The 13,491-nt window shown below is 75.8% G+C and carries 14 protein-coding genes; 9 read left to right on the top strand and 5 right to left on the bottom strand.

Going from position 1 to position 13,491, the window contains the following annotated elements:
• Positions 1 to 71 precede the first annotated feature (71 nt).
• The 5 genes from AC07VC_RS12720 to AC07VC_RS12700 all read left to right on the top strand — a co-directional run bounded on the left by AC07VC_RS12720 (position 72) and on the right by AC07VC_RS12700 (position 4,117).
• A complete protein-coding gene (locus AC07VC_RS12720; protein ID WP_494675178.1) occupies positions 72 to 740 on the top strand; it encodes a response regulator transcription factor in 669 nt (222 codons plus the stop codon).
• On the top strand, positions 737 to 2,173 hold the full coding sequence (locus AC07VC_RS12715; RefSeq protein WP_494675177.1) for a sensor histidine kinase: 1,437 nt from the start codon (positions 737 to 739) through the stop codon (positions 2,171 to 2,173). Before AC07VC_RS12720 ends, AC07VC_RS12715 begins: the two co-directional genes overlap by 4 nt.
• A 67-nt stretch (positions 2,174 to 2,240) precedes the next feature.
• Complete coding sequence (locus AC07VC_RS12710; RefSeq protein ID WP_494675176.1) at positions 2,241 to 2,933, top strand: hypothetical protein; 693 nt, start codon at positions 2,241 to 2,243, stop codon at positions 2,931 to 2,933.
• On the top strand, positions 2,920 to 3,174 hold the full coding sequence (locus AC07VC_RS12705) for a helix-turn-helix domain-containing protein (RefSeq protein ID WP_317230198.1): 255 nt from the start codon (positions 2,920 to 2,922) through the stop codon (positions 3,172 to 3,174). Before AC07VC_RS12710 ends, AC07VC_RS12705 begins: the two co-directional genes overlap by 14 nt.
• 4 nt (positions 3,175 to 3,178) lie before the next feature.
• Positions 3,179 to 4,117: an alpha/beta fold hydrolase gene (locus tag AC07VC_RS12700; RefSeq protein WP_494675175.1), complete on the top strand. Its 939-nt coding sequence runs from the start codon at positions 3,179 to 3,181 to the stop codon at positions 4,115 to 4,117.
• A gap of 10 nt (positions 4,118 to 4,127) precedes the next feature.
• Here AC07VC_RS12700 and AC07VC_RS12695 read toward each other — a convergent pair whose 3' ends face one another.
• On the bottom strand, positions 4,128 to 4,556 hold the full coding sequence (locus AC07VC_RS12695; RefSeq protein WP_094115137.1) for a BLUF domain-containing protein: 429 nt from the start codon (positions 4,554 to 4,556) through the stop codon (positions 4,128 to 4,130).
• A 157-nt stretch (positions 4,557 to 4,713) separates the two neighbouring features.
• Between AC07VC_RS12695 and AC07VC_RS12690 the strand changes: the two genes are divergently transcribed.
• Positions 4,714 to 5,310 carry a P-loop nucleotide/nucleoside kinase family protein gene (locus AC07VC_RS12690; protein ID WP_494675174.1) on the top strand — a complete coding sequence of 199 codons (597 nt, stop codon included), beginning with the start codon at positions 4,714 to 4,716 and terminating at the stop codon, positions 5,308 to 5,310.
• Here the strand turns inward: AC07VC_RS12690 and AC07VC_RS12685 are convergent.
• Together AC07VC_RS12685 and AC07VC_RS12680 are read right to left on the bottom strand one after the other, a co-directional pair.
• Positions 5,273 to 6,091, bottom strand: a complete 819-nt coding sequence (locus AC07VC_RS12685; protein WP_494675173.1) for a hypothetical protein — start codon at positions 6,089 to 6,091, stop codon at positions 5,273 to 5,275. The genes AC07VC_RS12690 and AC07VC_RS12685 overlap by 38 nt on opposite strands.
• Positions 6,092 to 6,170: 79 nt before the next feature.
• The gene (locus AC07VC_RS12680; RefSeq protein ID WP_494675172.1) at positions 6,171 to 6,539 is read right to left on the bottom strand and encodes a VOC family protein; all 369 of its coding nucleotides are present in this window, start codon (positions 6,537 to 6,539) and stop codon (positions 6,171 to 6,173) included.
• Positions 6,540 to 6,600: 61 nt separating this feature from the next.
• Between AC07VC_RS12680 and AC07VC_RS12675 the strand changes: the two genes are divergently transcribed.
• Positions 6,601 to 7,053, top strand: coding sequence for a MarR family winged helix-turn-helix transcriptional regulator (locus AC07VC_RS12675; RefSeq protein WP_494675171.1), 453 nt, complete (start codon positions 6,601 to 6,603; stop codon positions 7,051 to 7,053).
• A gap of 233 nt (positions 7,054 to 7,286) precedes the next feature.
• Here AC07VC_RS12675 and AC07VC_RS12670 read toward each other — a convergent pair whose 3' ends face one another.
• Both AC07VC_RS12670 and AC07VC_RS12665 read right to left on the bottom strand, forming a co-directional pair.
• Positions 7,287 to 8,576 carry an adenylosuccinate synthase gene (locus tag AC07VC_RS12670; protein ID WP_494675170.1) on the bottom strand — a complete coding sequence of 430 codons (1,290 nt, stop codon included), beginning with the start codon at positions 8,574 to 8,576 and terminating at the stop codon, positions 7,287 to 7,289.
• A gap of 91 nt (positions 8,577 to 8,667) precedes the next feature.
• A complete protein-coding gene (locus AC07VC_RS12665) occupies positions 8,668 to 9,144 on the bottom strand; it encodes a DUF3151 domain-containing protein (protein ID WP_317230191.1) in 477 nt (158 codons plus the stop codon).
• 120 nt (positions 9,145 to 9,264) lie between these two features.
• Here AC07VC_RS12665 and AC07VC_RS12660 point away from each other — a divergent pair, with 120 nt between their 5' ends.
• Positions 9,265 to 10,467 carry an exonuclease SbcCD subunit D gene (locus tag AC07VC_RS12660; RefSeq protein WP_494675169.1) on the top strand — a complete coding sequence of 401 codons (1,203 nt, stop codon included), beginning with the start codon at positions 9,265 to 9,267 and terminating at the stop codon, positions 10,465 to 10,467.
• The gene (locus AC07VC_RS12655; RefSeq protein ID WP_494675168.1) at positions 10,467 to 13,478 is read left to right on the top strand and encodes an AAA family ATPase; all 3,012 of its coding nucleotides are present in this window, start codon (positions 10,467 to 10,469) and stop codon (positions 13,476 to 13,478) included. Before AC07VC_RS12660 ends, AC07VC_RS12655 begins: the two co-directional genes overlap by 1 nt.
• The last annotated feature ends 13 nt before the right edge of the window (positions 13,479 to 13,491 follow it).

Raw genomic sequence — 13,491 nt, 5'->3', positions numbered from 1 at the left:
TCCTGCTTAAGTTCCGCGCCCGGAGCGGACATGCGCCCGGAACCCCCATGCGCGGCTCCTACAGTCGGCACATGCTCCCTCCCGCGCGCGTCCTCGTGGTCGAGGACGACGAGGCCATCCGCGCCGCCGTCGTCTCCACCCTCACCGCCGAGCGGTTCGTCGTGCGCGGCCTCGCGTCGGGCGTGGAGCTGGAGGACGAGGTGCGCGCGTTCCTGCCCGACCTCGTGGTGCTCGACTGGATGCTGCCCGGCCCGAGCGGCATCCAGCTCGCCGAGCGGATCCGTCGCTGGAGCGACGCGAGCGTCATCATGCTCACCGCCCGCGACGCCGTCGAGGACCGCCTGCGCGGCTTCGGCGAGGGCGTCGACGACTACATCGTGAAGCCGTTCGCCCTCGCGGAGCTCGTCGCCCGGGTCGGCGCGGTGCTCCGCCGGCGGGGCCGGCTCGCCAGCGTGGTGGAGATCGGCGACCTGCTGGTGGATCCCGACTCCGGGCTCGCGCAGCGCGACGGCCAGGCGCTCGACCTCACCTCGATCGAGTTCCAGCTGCTCGCCTACCTCGCCGCGCACCGCGGACGCACCCTCTCCAAGACGCAGCTGCTCACGCAGGTGTGGGGCTACGACCACGCCGACCCGAACCTCGTCGAGGTGCACATCAGCGCGCTGCGGAAGAAGATGGAGGCCCGCGGGCCGCGACTCCTCCACACCGTGCGCGGGCTGGGCTACCGGGTGGAGGCGTGAGCGCGGGGCCGCTCCGCACCGGGTCCCTCCGCACGCGCACGGTGCTCGCCGTGCTGGCGCTCCTCGCGGTGCTGCTGGTGGCGCTGTCGCTCACCGTGCAGGCGATCCTCGGGGCCGAGCTGCGGCAGCAGATCCAGGACCGGCTCGCGGACCGTGCCTCCGCCGCCGCCGCGCTCGTGGGCGTGCTCGACGACGAGGACCTCGCCGAGCGGCTGTCGGCGCAGGGCGTGGCCGTGCAGATCACGAGCCCCGACGGCGGCGCCGTGTCGGTCGGACCGGGACGTGATCCCCTGGGCGGCACGCTGCCCGGCCCGCCCGGCGACGGCCCCGGCAGCGCCACGACCCCGGCGCCCGCGCCGGCGACGGGCGACGACGCGGTGACCGTGACCGCCAGCTCGGTCGTCTCCTCGGACCGCGAGATCACGCTCCGCTCGGACCTCAGCGACGGCACGGTGCTCGAGCTGTCCGCGAGCACCGGATCCGTCGACGGCACGCTGGCCTCGCTCCGCGGGATCCTCGCGGGGGCCTCCGCCGTGTTCCTCCTGCTGGCGGCGGTGGCGCTCGTGGTCGTCGTGCGCCGCACGCTCAAGCCGCTCGAGGACATGACGGGCGTCGCCCGCTCCATCGGCCGCGGGGATCGGGGGCGGCGGCTCCGTCCGACGCGCCCCGGCACCGAGCTCGGCCGCACCGCGACTGCCTTCGACGAGATGCTCGACGACCTGGAGCACGCCGAGCACCAGGCGCTCGCGGCCGAGGCGCGGATGCGCGCCTTCGTCGCCGACGCCGCGCACGAGCTGCGCACCCCCGTCGCGGGCATCCGCGCCTCCGCCGACGCGCTCGTCCGCGCGCACCTGTCCGGCGAGGAGCGCGAGCGGCTCTCGGTGCACGTGGTGCGCGAGGCGATCCGGGCGGGCCGCCTCGTCGACGACATGCTCATGATGGCCCGGCTCGACGAGGGCCTGTCCGTCGAGGGCCGGCCCGTGCGGATCCCGCCCGCCGTCGAGGCGGCGGCCGCCCGGCAGCGCGACCGGACGCCCGGCACGCGCGTGGTCGCGGAGGTGCGCGGCGCTCCGCCGGCGGTGCGCGCGGATCCGGACCGGCTGGCGCAGGTGCTCGACAACCTGCTGCAGAACGCGGCCCGCTACGCGGCCGCCGAGGTGCGGGTCGAGGCCGAGGAGCAGGACCCGGACACGGTCCGCATCACGGTCGTCGACGACGGCCGCGGCGTGCCCGACGCCGACCGGGAGCGGATCTTCGACCGCCTCGTGCGCCTCGACGACGGCCGCGACCGCCAGGACGGCGGTGCGGGCCTCGGTCTCCCCATCGCCCGGGCGCTCGCCCGGGCCCAGGGCGGCGACCTGGTGTGCCTGCCCGCGGTCCCGGGCGCGGGGGCGCGCTTCCTGCTGACGCTCCCGGTGGTCGACGCGGGCTGACCCCTTGCGCTCGCCCACCGCATGGTGTTGATTGTCGATGACATCGAAGATCGATAAGGGGAGCGGCATGGCGAGCACGGGCATCATCGAGAGCCGGCCGGTGCGGGAGCGCCCGCGGGCCATGCGGGTCACGCGATTCGCGCTCCTGCTCGTGATGACGTGGACGGTGCTCGCGGACGCGAGCCGTGCCATCACGACGGTCACCGGCCGATACCTGTTCGCGGGCGGAGGCGCCGACCCCGGCCTGCCGCTCTCGGAGCTACCGCAGGTGCGCGACGCCGTCCTCCGAGAGGGCGCGTCGGGGTCGCTGGCCGACGCCGACCTCCTGCTCCGGGTCCTCGGCGCCGTGCCGTCGGTCGTCCACGGCGTGACCGTGGTGCTCGCCGTCGCCTGGCTGCTGCGGGCGCTCCGGGGCATCGCCCAGGGCGAGCCGTTCCACGCGTTCGTCGTCGCGAACTGGCGGCGGCTCGCGATCACGCTGCTCGTCGGCGGCGTCGCGCAGGGGGTGGCCGGCGTGGTCGCCAGCACGTACCTGGCCGCCGGCCTCGGCTTCGGGTTCGGCGGCGGGGGCGCCGTCGGCACGTTCGGCGTCGGCGACCCGGGACGCGAGGGCTTCCTCGGCGTCGACTACGCGACCATCGGCAGCGACCCCGTCGCCTGGCCCGTCGACCTCCTCCTCGCGGGCCTCGTCGCCCTCGCGCTCACGGCCGCGTTCCGCGCGGGCGCGCGCCTCGTCGAGGACGTCGATGGCGTCGTCTGATCCCGGCGCCGGCGACCCCGTCGCCCCGCACCGCATCGCGTGCCACCTCGATGCCGTGCTCGCCGCCCGCGGCATGACGCTCACCGAGCTGTCGGCGCGCACGGGCATCACCATGGCGAACCTGTCGATCCTCAAGAACGACCGGGCGAAGGCCATCCGCTTCACGACCCTCACGCTCATCTGCGACGCGACGGGCGCCACCCCGCAGGAGCTGTTCTCGATCCGGCCGGGCCTACGCTGACGGGATGAGCATCGACGCCCAGGCCCCGCGCACCCTGTCCGACCACCGGCCCCACGACGCGGAGGACCTGACGATCGAGGTGCCGGCCGCACGGCTCTCGGCCGTGCGCGTGCCCGCCCGCACCGGGGATCCGGCCACGGCGCCCGTCGCCCTGCTCGTGCCGGGCTTCACCGGCTCGAAGGAGGACTTCCTCCCGGTCATGGGACCGCTCGCGGACCGCGGCTTCACGGTCGTCGCGTTCTCGCAGCGCGGGCAGTGGGGATCCACCGGTCCCGGCCAGGCCGAGCCGCCCGTCGACTCCTCCGGCTACGAGCTCGAGACCCTCGGTCAGGACGTGCACCACGTGGTCGACGCGCTGGCGGGCCGCGGCGGATCCGGCGGCCGCCACGTCGCCACCGACGCCGCCCCTGCCGCGCCGCTCGGCCCCGTGCACCTGCTCGGCCACAGCTTCGGCGGCGTCGTGGGGCTGCAGGCCGTGATCCGCGACCCCGGCCGCTTCGCCAGCTACACGCACTGGAACTCGGGCCCCCGCAGCCGGGCCGACCGCTCCGAGCAGATCGCCGCGATCCGGGCGGCGGGCAGCGCCGCGCTCTGGCCGCTGTGGTTCCTCCCCGAGCGGCTCGACGGCGACGACCCGGAGGTGGCCTGGTACCGCACGCGCCTGCTCGGCACCGCGTCGGCGCAGCTGCTCGGCGCGCTGGAGATCATGCAGGCGCAGACCGACCGGGTCGACGAGCTGCGGGCCACCGGGCTCCCCGTCCTCGTGTCGCACGGCGACACCGACGACGCGTGGCCGCAGGACTGGCAGCGCGACATGGCGGAGCGCGCGGGCGCCCGCTACGAGGTCGTCGCCGACGCGGGGCACTCGGCCCAGGTCGACCAGCCGCAGGCGAGCGCCGACCTGCTCGCGGGCTTCTGGCGGAGCGCGGTACCGACCGCCTGAGCGGCGTCCGTCAGGACAGTCGGCCGGTGTCCTCCTGGAACCACCGGATCAGCTCGCGGAGCGCCGGCCGGATGGCGTCGTCCGGACGATCGCCCTGCAGGTCGTCGAAGGTGTCGCGGTAGCCGGGGATCCGCTCGGCGACGCGTGCGTCGTACCGCGCGAAGCCCATGGTCCAGTCGGGGAACTGCCGCTCGGCGATCTCCTCCTCCATCAGCGTCGCGATGCGGCCGTGGCGGTCGTCCGCGAGGATCGCGGCCATGCGCTCCCGCACGTCGGCCTCCTCGCCCTCGATCAGCTGGAGGAAGCGCCCCTGCCGGTGGACGAGGAGCCCCGTGAGCCCGTGGGCCTCGTTCGTCGCGCGGCTCTGCGCCATGAGCTGCGCGAGGTCGACGTCGTCGAAGGACGTCTCCGCGGTGCTGGAGTAGACGATGGAGAGCATGGTGTCCTTCCGCGTGCGCGGGATGGCGCGTCGAGGTGCGGGGCCGGGTCCCCGTCGCCCCTCCAGCCTGGCCCGCGCGCCCGTCGTCTGCCAGGACGGGCCGGGATCCGTCGCCCGCCGGATGCCGTCGGCGCACCGCCGCCGATAGCCTCGGCGCATGATCGTCTGGCTGAACGGCACGCACGGGGTCGGCAAGACGACGACGAGCAGGCTCCTGGCGGAGCGGATCCCCGGCAGCCGGGTGCTCGACGCCGAGAAGGTCGGCGAGGTGCTGATGGACATCCGCCCGGGCCTGCCCGCGACCGACGACTTCCAGCACTGGGCGCCGTGGCGTCCCCTCGTGGTCGAGACGGCCCGTCGCGTGCTCGAGTACGCGGGCGGCACGCTCGTGATGCCCATGACCGTGCTCACGGAGGCGTACTGGCGCGAGATCAGCGAGGGCCTCGTCGCCCACGGGATCCCCGTCCGCCACTTCGTGCTGCACGCCGACGCGGACGTGCTCCGCGACCGCATCCAGCACGATCCGGAGCTCGGCCCGTCGGCGTTCCGCTTCTCGCGGATGGAGCCCTACGCGGTGGCCGCGCGCACCTGGCTGCACGCCGAGGCGGAGGTCGTCGACACGTCGCGCATCACGCCGGAGCGGGCGGCGGACCTCATCGCGACCGCGATGCTGGAGGGCACATCGCGCGGGCGGGCCGAGTCGCCGCTGGACGCCCCTACATCCCGGGGCGCAGCCCTACCGGTCGCGGGATGACGAGTCCCGTGTCGACCACCTCGCGGTCCCCCAGGGGAGCCGACAGAGCCACCGTGGACGGCGTGGCCGGGTTCCCCTGGCACGTCGCGCCCTCGTGGCGCGGCCGGACGGCGAAGGCCACCTCGACCCGGTCGCCGGTCTCCTCGAGGGAGACGAGCTGGACGCGGCCGGCCGCGTCCTCCCCGGAGTTGCAGGCGGATTCGGTGACGAGGAACGTGAGCCGATCCGCCGAGGGATCCGGCTCCACCTCGAAGGCGATCATGGGCGGGTCGAGCTCCGCGTAGTCCAGCCGGAGCGCGCACGGCGACGCGGACCACACCGTCCACGCGGGCTCCTCGCCCGGCTGTCCGACGTGCTTCGCCGCGAGGTACTCGTGGTCCGGTGGGATCTCGCCGTTGCCCAGGTCGTACGGCTCGGTGACCGCGCGCATGATCTCGATGTCGGTGGCGGAGGACGCGAGCACGAACCAGCCGTCCTCCGGCGGGAAGCCGGGGTGGCCCTCCCAGCCCCGCGTGGCCTCGGCGAGCGCGGCGGCGCCCTCCTCGCCCAGGCTGCTGAGCGGCTCCCGCTCCGCGAACGCCGCGGGATCGACCGGGCGGATGTTGCAGTCGTAGCCGGTCACCTCGACGGGCGTCGGCACCGCCACGGGATCGCCGCCCGATGACGACGATGCGGGAGGATCCCCGGCGGCGAGGGTCCCCGCCGGGTCGGCGGCCGGCGCGCAGCCCGCGAGGAGGAGGACCGCCGCGAGGGCGGCGGGGACGAGCGGTGAGCGGCGCATGCGGATCCCTCGGTCGGATGCCCTCAGCGTGGCGCTCCCCGAGGGGATCCGCCACCCCGCGTCGCGGGGGCAGCCTCCGTCACGCCCGGTCGTGCAGCGTCACGTGGTAGCCGTCGAGGTCCGCGAAGGCGAACGTGCGGCCGAAGGGCCCGTCGAGGGGCGCGGTGACGATGCGGTGGCCGTCGGCGGCGAGCCGGTCGTGGATCTCCTGCACGTCCGTGGCGTGCAGCCAGATCGCGGCCCCGATGCCGGGCTGCGGGACCGCGTCGAGGTCGGTGCCGGGGATCACGTCGCGGAGCGCGAACGCGATGGGAGCGGTCCGGAAGACGACGGCGTGCGGGGGTCCGTCGGGCGAGCGGACGAGGCCCAGGTAGCGCTCGTAGAACGCCTGGGCGGCGTCGAGGTCGCGGACCTGGAGCGAGATGAAGTCGGGGCCGGTGGCGGGCATGGTGTCTCCTCGGTTGCATGTCAGAAGCCTGACATGGAGGAGCGTATGTCAGAATGCTGACATGACGCAAGGCGACGACGGCATCGACCTCCCGACCTCGCTCGGCTACCTGCTGAAGGAGGCGTCGAGCGCGTTGCGGCAGGCCATGGAGGAGGCGCTGCGGCCCCTCGGCATGACCATCACGCACTACTCGTGCCTCGAGCTCCTGGCCCAGCGGCCCGGATCCTCGAACTCCGACCTCGCCCGCGGCGCCTTCGTGACGCGCCAGTCGATGAACGTGCTGCTGCAGACCCTCGAGCGCGACGGGATCGTCACCCGTCCCGCGGAGGAGGCGGTCGGCCGGGTGCAGCCCACGCGCCTCACCACGGCCGGCCGGAGCCAGCTGGCGGCGGCGTCCGCCGCCGTGCGCGCGGTCGAGCTGCGCATGCTCGACGGCCTCTCGGTGCGCGACCGCGACGAGGCCACGCGCATCCTCCGCGGCATGGTGCGCGCGCTGCGGGCGCACGGCGCGTGACCGCCTAGCGGGTCACCGCTCGACGACGAGCCGCCGCAGCTCCGCCGACGACACGTAGCCGAAGCGGTGCAGCTCGCGCCACGCGGCCACGTACTGCTCCTGCCCCATGTCGAGATCCGCCTGGAGCCGCTCGCGGTTCGTCGTGCGCGCGTCCGCGCGGCTGAGGAACCGCGCGAGGTCCGCCGCATCGGTGCCGAGGCGGGCGTCGTCGGCCCAGCCGTCGTGGATCAGGGTCAGGCCTCGAGGAGGTCGTGCAGCACGACGACCTGCTCGCGCTCCGGGCCCACGCCCACGGCGGAGATGCGGGCGCCGCTCATGCGCTCGATCGCCATCACGTAGTCCTGCGCGTTCCTCGGGAGGTCCTCGAAGCGGCGGCAGCCCGTGATGTCCTCCTGCCAGCCCGGGAGCTCCTCGTAGATCGGGGTCGCGTGGTGGAAGTCGGACTGCGAGACGGGCACCTCGTCGTGGCGCACGCCGTCGACGTCGTAGGCGACGCAGACGGGGATGGTCGCGAGGCCCGAGAGCACGTCGAGCTTGGTGAGCACGAAGTCGGTGACGCCGTTGATGCGGGCCGTGTAGCGCGCGATGGGCGCGTCGTACCAGCCGCAGCGGCGCGGGCGGCCGGTGGTGGTGCCGAACTCGAAGCCCTTCGCGCGCAGGTACTCGCCCGACTCGTCGTGCAGCTCCGTGGGGAACGGGCCGGCGCCGACGCGCGTCGTGTACGCCTTGACGACCGCGATGATCCGCTCGAGCCGGTTCGGCGCGACGCCGGAGCCCGTGGCCGCGCCGCCGGACGTGGCGCTCGAGGACGTGACGAACGGGTACGTGCCGTGGTCGATGTCGAGCATGGTGGCCTGACCGGCCTCGAACAGCACCGTCTTGCCCGCGTCGAGCGCCGCGTTCAGCTCGAGCGACGCGTCGCACACCATGGGGCGCAGGCGCTCCACGTAGGAGAGCAGGCTCTCGACGATCTCCTCCGCCGAGATGGCGCGGCGGTTGTAGATCTTCACGAGCATGTGGTTCTTCGCGTCGAGGGCCGCCTCCACCTTCTGGCGCAGGATGTTCTCGTCGAAGAGGTCCTGGATCCGGATGCCGACGCGGTTGATCTTGTCCGCGTACGTGGGGCCGATGCCGCGGCCCGTGGTGCCGATCTGGCGCTTGCCGAGGAAGCGCTCCGTCACCTTGTCGATGGTGCGGTGGTAGTGCGTGATGATGTGCGCGTTCGCGCTCACGCGGAGCTTCGAGACGTCGACGCCGCGGGCGGCGAGCGCGTCGAGCTCGTGGAAGAGCACCTCGATGTCGACCACGACGCCGTTGCCGATGACGGGCACGACGCCGGGCGTGAGGATGCCGGACGGCAGCAGGTGCAGCGCGTACTTCTCGTCGCCGACGACGACCGTGTGGCCGGCGTTGTTGCCGCCGTTGAACTTCACGACGTAGTCGACGCGGCTGCCGAGGAGGTCGGTCGCGCGTCCCTTGCCCTCGTCACCCCACTGGGCTCCGATGATCACTACTGCGGGCATGGCTCACTCCTCGTCGGGGCGGGTCGGTCGGGTCGGGGTCGGTGGCGTGCGGTGGAGCGGGTGCGGGTTCGGGGGATCCGGCGACGCCGGGTCAGTCCTGGCCGCGGATGACGATGGCCTCCGTGGGCGGCAGGGCCCCCGCGGTCGCGGCCTCGATGTGGCCGGCGGCGGTCGGATCCGCGTCGCGCAGGAAGGCGGTGAGGCGGGAGACCTCGTCCTCCTCGCCGATGGCGGCGGCCGCGCGGCGCAGCGCGTACAGGGAGCGGAGGACGCCGCGGTTCGGCTCGTGGCTCCACGGCACGGGGCCCTGGCCCTTCCAGCCGGACCTCCGCAGCGCGTCGAGCCCACGGTGGTAGCCGACGCGCGCGAACGCGTACGAGGCGATGCGGTCGCCCTGGATGAAGGCCGTGTCCGCGAGCAGCGCCCACACGAGGGACGACTGCGGGTGGTCGGCGGCGATCGCGCCGAGCGTGTCGTGGTCGCCGTCGGCGTTCGCGATGCGCGCCGCCACCTCGGGCTCGTCGGCCAGGCGCGTCTCGGGGACGCCGAGCAGGTTCTCTCCAGTCACACTCGATCCTACCGCGAGGGCCCGGCGGGTCCCGAGGCGGCGCGGTCGCGGCCGGGCGGGCCGTGTCGGAGCCCTCCGGTAGCGTGACGGGCACCGCCGCCCGCCCACGGAAGGACCCGCGTGCGCATCCTCCACACGAGCGACTGGCACCTCGGGCGCACCCTGCACGGCGAGGACCTGCACGCGCACCACGCCGCGTTCCTCGACCACCTCGTGGAGGTCGTGCGCGAGCGCGCGGTCGACGTGGTGCTCGTCGCCGGCGACGTCTACGACCGCGCGGTGCCCGGCGTGCCGACGGTGCGGCTGCTCTCCGACGCGCTCGGGCGGCTGAGCGCGCTCGCGACCGTCGTCGTCACGCCCGGCAACCACGACTCGGCGGCGCGCCTCGGGTTCGCGTCGGCGCTGCTGCGCGACGGGCTGCGGATCCTCGCGTCGGCGGAGGCGCTCGACGAGCCCGTCGTCATCGACGACGCGCACGGGCCGGTCGCCTTCTACGGGCTGCCCTACCTCGACCCGGACGCGGTGCGCGCGTCGCTCGCTCCCGCCGGGTCCCCTCCCCTGCCGCGCTCGCACGAGGCCGTGCTGGGCGCCGCCATGGACCGCGTGCGCGCCGACGCCGCCGGCCGGCCCGACGCCCGCGTCGTCGTGGTCGCGCACGCGTTCGTCACCGGCGCGGAGCCCAGCGAGAGCGAGCGCGACATCCGCGTCGGCGGCTTCGACCAGGTGCCCGCCGCGGCGTTCGCGGGGGCCGACTACGTGGCGCTCGGGCACCTGCACGGGGCGCAGGAGGTGCGGGCGGCGGGCGCGGGGGTCGGGGCACCGCCCATCGGCGCCCCGCGCATCCGGGCCCCGCGCATCCGATACTCCGGCTCGCCGCTCGCGTTCTCGTTCGGGGAGCGGCTGCAGCGGAAGTCGAGCGCGCTCGTGGAGCTGGCGGCGGACGGCTCCACCGCGGTGGAGCTGATCCCGGCGCCCGTGCCGCGGCGGCTCGCGGAGGTGACGGGGACGCTCGCCGAGATCACCGACGGGCGGCACGCCGACCTCGCCGACGCCTGGCTGCGCGTGCACGTCACCGACCCCGTGCACCCGGCCCACCTCGTGGCGCGGGTGCGGGAGGCGCTGCCCCACGCGCTCGTCGTGCTGCACGAGCCCGAGGGGCGCGTCGAGGGCGTGCGGTCCCGCGTGGTCGACGCGACGACGGATCCGCTCGAGGTCGCCGCCGACTTCGTGGAGTACGCGACCGGCGCGGCGCCCACCGAGCCCGAGCTGCTCGTGCTGCGCCAGGCCTACGAGGACGCCCTCGCCGCGGATGGGAGCGCCTGATGGACCTGCACCGCCTCACCCTTCAGGCCATCGGGCCCTTCGCCGGGGAGCACGTCATCGACCTCGCCGAGCTCGGGCGGTCGGGGCTCTTCCTGCTGGAGGGGCCCACCGGATCCGGCAAGTCGACGCTCATCGACGCCGTCGTGTTCGCGCTGTACGGGTCGCTCGCGAGCGACGGATCCAGCCGCGACCGCCTGCACAGCCACCACGCGGCGGCCGGGGTGGAGCCGTACGTGGAGCTCGTCTTCGAGACGGCCGCGGGCATCCACCGGGTGCGCCGGAGCCCGCAGCACCAGCGCCCGAAGGCGCGCGGCACGGGCACCACGAGCCAGAACGCGTCCGCGACCCTCCTGCGGCTCTCGTCACCGGACGCGGACGCCGGCGAGGTGCTCGGCACCAGCACGCAGGAGGTGGGCACCGAGATCGCGCGCATCGTCGGGCTGACGCGCGCGCAGTTCGTGCAGACCGTCGTGCTGCCGCAGGGCGAGTTCGCGGAGTTCCTGCGCTCGACCGGCGAGCAGCGGCGCCTCGTGCTGCAGTCGCTGTTCGGCACGGCCGTCTACGACGCGACCGCGAAGCGGCTCGCCGAGATGCGGACGGCCGCGAAGCAGCGCACCGACGCGGCCGACGCGAGGGTCGCCGAGGCGGTCACGGGCCTCCGCGAGGCGACGCGCGTGGATGCGCTGGACGTGGCCGACGCACCCGACGTCGTGCGCGTGCTCGCCGAGGCCGCGGACGCGGCGGACGACGCGCGGGCCGAGGACGAGCACGTCCGCCGGGACGCGGCCGCCGCGCTCGCCGACGCCGAGCGCGTGACCCGGGCTCTGGCCCGGCGGCGGGCGCTCATCGTCCGCGAGGAGGCCGTGCGGGACGCCGCCGAGGAGGTCGCCGGCCTGTCCCGGCGGGTGGAGGAGGCCCGGCGGGCCGCCGCGGTCGTCGGCCCGCTGGCCGCCCGCGACCGGGCGGAGGCGGCGCGCGTCGCCGCGGAGGACGCCGACGACGCGGCGCGCGCGGCCTGCCGTGCGGCGCGGCCGGAGCTCGCGGACGCGACCGCCGCGGCGCTGGCCGCCCGGCGCGACGCGCTGGTGGCCGAGCTGGCCACGCTCGCCGACGCCGAGGCGCGCGAGCGCGCCCTGCCCGGCCGGCGTGACGACGTGCGGGCCGCCGAGGAGCAGGTGGCGGCGCGGGAGGCGGTCGCGGACACCGCGGAGGCCGAGCTCGCGGAGCGGCCCGCCGGACGGATCCCGCTGCTGGAGGCCCGCGAGCGCGCGGCGGCCGCAGCGGGCGGCGTTGAGGCGGCGCGCACCGAGCTCGCCGAGGCGGAGGCGACGAGGCGCCGCGTCGCCGAGCTCGCGGGGCTGGAGGCGCGGGTCGTCGCGGCCCGCGGCACCGTCGACGACCGCTCGGCGGCGGCGATGTCGGCCGTGCGGCACGAGGCCGAGCTGCGGGAGCGGAAGATCCGGGGGCTGGCGGGCGAGCTGGCGCGCGAGCTCGCCGACGGGATGCCGTGCCCGGTGTGCGGCGCCGTCGACCACCCCCGCCCCGCGCCGAGCGCGCCGGGGCACCCCGACGACCAGGAGATCGAGGCCGCGGCCGATGCCCGCGCCGCCGCCGAGCGGGCGCAGGGCGAGGCGGTCGCCGCGCTCTCCGGCGCGAGCGCCCGGCACGAGGTCGCCGCGTCCGCGCTCGACGGCGTGACGGCGGCGTCCGCCGACGCCGAGGTCGCCGCCCGCGCGGTCCGGCTCGCGGAGGCCGAGGCCGCCGGTGGCGCGCTGCGATCCGCGGAGGCCGCGCTGGCCGCCCACGACACGGCGACCGAGCGGATCCGCACGCGCCGCGACGACGCCCGCGCCGCGCTCTCGGGCCTCCGCGAGCGCGTGATCCGCGCCCGCGAGCTGTGCGCCGACGACGAGGAGGCCGTGCGCGCGGTGCTCGCCGCCCGTCCCGCCGACCCCGAGCGCGACCCCGGGGACGTGCGACCCCGCGTCGCCGCCCTCGTCGCCGACCGCGCCGAGGAGCGCGCCCTCGTGGAGCGCCTGGTCGCCCTCGCCGCGACGCGCGAGCGCACGGCGTCCGAGGCCGCGTCGCGCGCCGACGAGCTCGCCCGCGCGCTCGTCGACCAGTCCATCGCCACCGAGGAGGCCGCACGCGCCGCCGCCCTGCCGGTGCCGGAGCTGCAGGCCCTCGCCCAGCGGGTCGCCGCGCACGAGCGCGAGCAGGCCGTCGTCGCGGAGGGCCTGGTGGATCCCGAGGTCGCGGCGCTCACGGGCGCCGAGGACGCGGATCCGGACGCCGCCCGCGAAGCCCTCGACGCCGCCCAGGCCGCGGCGCGCACCAGCGCCGAGCGGGCCGCGCGCGCCCGCGACCGGGCCGACCGTGGCGCGTCCGCCCTCGCCCGGCACGAGGAGGCCCGACGGGAGAGCGCCCGCGCGGGCGACCGGGCGCGCGCCGCGATCCGCATGGCCGAGATCGCCAACGCCGTCACGCCGGAGAACTCGCGCGGCGTCACCCTCGGCACCTACGTGCTGCTGCGCCGGTTCGAGGACGTGGTGCAGGCCGCCAACGCACGGCTGCGGGTCATGTCGAGCGGGCGCTACGAGCTCGAGGTCAGCGAGGAGCGGGAGGCGACCAGCCGGTCCCGGAAGACGGGGCTGGCCCTGCAGATCCGCGACCACGTCGTCGACCGCGTGCGCGAGCCCGCGAGCTTCTCCGGCGGCGAGACCTTCTACGCGTCGCTCAGCCTGGCGCTGGGCCTCGCCGACGTGGTGCAGGCGGAGGCGGGAGGGCTGCAGCTCGGCACGCTCTTCGTCGACGAGGGGTTCGGCACGCTCGACCCGGAGACGCTCGACGCGGTCATGTCCGAGCTCGGGCGGCTGTCCTCCGGCGGCCGCACGGTCGGCATCGTCAGCCATGTGGAGGAGCTGAAGCAGCGGGTGGCCGACCGGATCGAGGTGCGCCGGCGTCCGGACGGGTCGTCGACGCTCACGTCCACGGTCTCCGACCCCGCGTGACGCGCCCCGCGGG

It is taken from the genome of Clavibacter sp. GW821-FHT01D01, assembly GCF_059422605.1.
The sequence above is the reverse complement of the archived record's forward strand: the minus strand, read 5'-3'. Positions and strand labels throughout refer to the sequence as shown.

Coding starts and splice junctions, on each gene's coding strand:
- AC07VC_RS12720 (WP_494675178.1), top strand. CDS start 72: ATGCTCCCTCCCGCGCGCGTCCTCGTGGTCGAGGACGACGAGGCCATC.
- AC07VC_RS12710 (WP_494675176.1), top strand. CDS start 2,241: ATGGCGAGCACGGGCATCATCGAGAGCCGGCCGGTGCGGGAGCGCCCG.
- AC07VC_RS12705 (WP_317230198.1), top strand. CDS start 2,920: ATGGCGTCGTCTGATCCCGGCGCCGGCGACCCCGTCGCCCCGCACCGC.
- AC07VC_RS12700 (WP_494675175.1), top strand. CDS start 3,179: ATGAGCATCGACGCCCAGGCCCCGCGCACCCTGTCCGACCACCGGCCC.
- AC07VC_RS12695 (WP_094115137.1), bottom strand. CDS start 4,556: ATGCTCTCCATCGTCTACTCCAGCACCGCGGAGACGTCCTTCGACGAC.
- AC07VC_RS12690 (WP_494675174.1), top strand. CDS start 4,714: ATGATCGTCTGGCTGAACGGCACGCACGGGGTCGGCAAGACGACGACG.
- AC07VC_RS12685 (WP_494675173.1), bottom strand. CDS start 6,091: ATGCGCCGCTCACCGCTCGTCCCCGCCGCCCTCGCGGCGGTCCTCCTC.
- AC07VC_RS12680 (WP_494675172.1), bottom strand. CDS start 6,539: ATGCCCGCCACCGGCCCCGACTTCATCTCGCTCCAGGTCCGCGACCTC.
- AC07VC_RS12675 (WP_494675171.1), top strand. CDS start 6,601: ATGACGCAAGGCGACGACGGCATCGACCTCCCGACCTCGCTCGGCTAC.
- AC07VC_RS12670 (WP_494675170.1), bottom strand. CDS start 8,576: ATGCCCGCAGTAGTGATCATCGGAGCCCAGTGGGGTGACGAGGGCAAG.
- AC07VC_RS12655 (WP_494675168.1), top strand. CDS start 10,467: ATGGACCTGCACCGCCTCACCCTTCAGGCCATCGGGCCCTTCGCCGGG.